Raw genomic sequence first — 400 nt, 5'->3', positions numbered from 1 at the left:
TATTGCTGAGCAATTCCTGCAGCTTGCGCGGGTGGAAGCGGTGGATTCCGTGGAAATGAACGAGCAAGACATGCTTGATGTGGTAGAAAGTGCGATTGATCAGGTGCACATTCAGGCCCAGCAGCGTGATATCGTCCTGCGTTTTGAATACGACCCGGATCAGGAAGTGTGGGTGCTGGGTAATAACGAGCTGCTGGAGCGCTTGGTCGTGAACTTGCTGACCAATGCGGTGAAATACAGCCATGAAGGTAGCTCGGTAGATGTGACCTTGTATGTCGATGGTGAGCGGGTTGCCTGTGACGTGCGTGACCGTGGTGTGGGAATTCCGCCTGAGTTCCAGGAACGACTGTTCGATCGCTTTAGCCGGGCCAGTACCAGCGGAGGCGCCCGAACCCGTGGC

The 400-nt window shown here is 55.8% G+C and carries 1 protein-coding gene; it reads left to right on the top strand.

The window, feature by feature from the left end; all coding sequences use genetic code 11:
- On the top strand, window positions 1–400 hold a 400-nt coding region (locus F8C76_RS19275), incomplete at both ends, for a sensor histidine kinase (RefSeq protein WP_170284072.1).

Origin of the sequence: Flagellimonas olearia, from assembly GCF_009184425.1 — a bacterium.
GTDB lineage: Bacteria > Bacteroidota > Bacteroidia > Flavobacteriales > Flavobacteriaceae > Flagellimonas > Flagellimonas olearia.
Note: the sequence above shows the minus strand (reverse complement) of the source record. Positions and strands in the feature narration are given on the sequence as shown.